The following is a 1,766-nucleotide window of genomic DNA, read 5'->3' on the forward strand; positions in this document are numbered from 1 at the left end:
CATGCTGCCCGTGTTCGACTACGCCAATCCCGACGCCACCACGACATCGACTCTCACCACCCCCGCTGCGGCGACCACCACGGCATCGACCATGCCACCTCCGACGACTTTGCCGACCACGGTCGCGACATCGTCGACCACCGTCGTCGAGTCGTAGCCGGGCGGACGGTCGCTTCAGCGTCCGTGGACCGTCGTGGTGTCCTGGCCTTGGCTCAGGTAGAACGCGACGACCACGACCCCGACCACCGCGAACCCGACCAGGACCCACTGGATCGTGGCCCACCGATCCGCCCACCGCGACGTCGATTGAGCTGTTGATTGTCGTGGTGTCGCTCGTCCCTTGGGTGGGGTCGACGACTTCGTACTTCTCGATGCGTTCGTCATGCATCGAGAACACGGTGCCACCGCCGAGTAATTCCCGAATCGACGCGGTACGGGAATATCGCGAGTCGGTCGGCGGGTTCTCGAAGGACAACACCCTTGGTTCCGGACGAACCACAGCAGCCCAATCAACGTGGGCGCCACCGTCCATGACACCTCACCTCCCGAGCTGATCGATGACCGACAACCAAGACCGTGCCGAGACCCTCGCCGAGTTCAAGGACTCGTTCTTCTATGGCTCGCGCAGCAACCTGAACGCGAAGTTCCTCGCATCGCTCACCTCGGACGAGGCAGGTGATGTCGTGGCCGACCTGTTCGCGGGCGTCAGCCAACTCCTCGACGACGGCGACGCTGCCGCGCTGATCGGGCGTTTCATCTCTGCGCAGCAGCGTGCTTACGCGCCCCGAGATGGAGTGACGGACCGGTTCTCCTACGACGATCAGGTCTTCGTGCCGCTCTCGAAACCCGTCAGCGAGAGCCGAATTGCTCTGGTGACCTCGAGTGGCCACTTCGTAGACGGTGACGATCCGCAGCCGTTCGGTGTCGTGGATATGACCCAGGCCGAGGCTGAAGCGCGGATCGGCGAGTTCCTGCGCGAGTCCCCGACGCTCTCGTCGATTCCGACCGACGTCGCGGCGACGGACATTCGTGTCCGCCACGGCGGCTATCCGATCGATGCCGTTCGCTCCGATCATCAGGTCGCACTGCCGATCGGGCATCTCCGTACGCTCGCCGACCGCGGCCGGATCGGCGAGATGGTGAACCCCGTTTATTCCTTCGTCGGTGCAGCAGCACAACTCCGCCTCCGCAATCAGGTCGCACCGGCGTGGGCGGACATGCTGCGCGACCACGACGTCGATCTTGCACTGCTCGTGCCCGTTTGACCGGTCTGCCACGTGTCAGTTGGGCACCTTCAGCGAGCGATCGAAATGGCGGGAATCCCGACCGTGGGCGTGTACATCGGCGCGTTCGGCCACATCCCGCGTCAGATGTCGGTGGCGCGTGCGCTGATCACGCCACATCCGCTCGGTCGGCCACTCGGAGCACCTGGCGATGCCGAGCGACAGTTGGCGGTCGTCGAGGCGGCAACCGACCTGTTCGAGGTGACCGGGGCGACCATTCGAGAGTTCCCCCTTGAGTACCGCCCGACCCCGCGCCGTTGATCCGCTGAGGGGGTCGCCCGGCAGCCTGAGATGTCGGTGATCAAGGCGAGGCACGCACGTCGGCCCCGTCTTGGCGTTGCCGCGGGGCTGCTCGTCATCGCGGTCGCCATCGGCGCTGGTGCCGGCAGGTTCGGCCCGACCAGCCGCGCCGACGGCGATCTGGGCCGGCTGACCGACGCCGTTTGGAGTGCGAGCTCCGAGGTGCCGGATCCCGAAATGAGC

3 protein-coding genes are annotated in these 1,766 nt (G+C 65.7%); all 3 read left to right on the top strand.

The annotated features are described in order from the left end of the window. Positions 1-557 precede the first annotated feature (557 nt). Complete coding sequence (locus ACH2EI_RS12290) at positions 558-1,265, top strand: glycine/sarcosine/betaine reductase selenoprotein B family protein (RefSeq protein ID WP_395160224.1); 708 nt, start codon at positions 558-560, stop codon at positions 1,263-1,265. A gap of 45 nt (positions 1,266-1,310) precedes the next feature. Then, on the top strand, positions 1,311-1,544 hold the full coding sequence (locus ACH2EI_RS12295) for a hypothetical protein (RefSeq protein WP_395160226.1): 234 nt from the start codon (positions 1,311-1,313) through the stop codon (positions 1,542-1,544). Positions 1,545-1,574: 30 nt separating this feature from the next. Beyond that, positions 1,575-1,766: hypothetical protein (locus tag ACH2EI_RS12300; RefSeq protein WP_395160228.1), on the top strand; the 192-nt coding region annotated here is incomplete at its 3' end.

This window comes from Ilumatobacter sp., assembly GCF_041688325.1.
Lineage (GTDB): Bacteria > Actinomycetota > Acidimicrobiia > Acidimicrobiales > Ilumatobacteraceae > Ilumatobacter_A.

Bases quoted from the DNA above. Each gene is read 5' to 3' on its own strand.
- ACH2EI_RS12290 (WP_395160224.1), top strand. From the start codon at position 558: ATGACCGACAACCAAGACCGTGCCGAGACCCTCGCCGAGTTCAAGGAC.
- ACH2EI_RS12295 (WP_395160226.1), top strand. From the start codon at position 1,311: ATGGCGGGAATCCCGACCGTGGGCGTGTACATCGGCGCGTTCGGCCAC.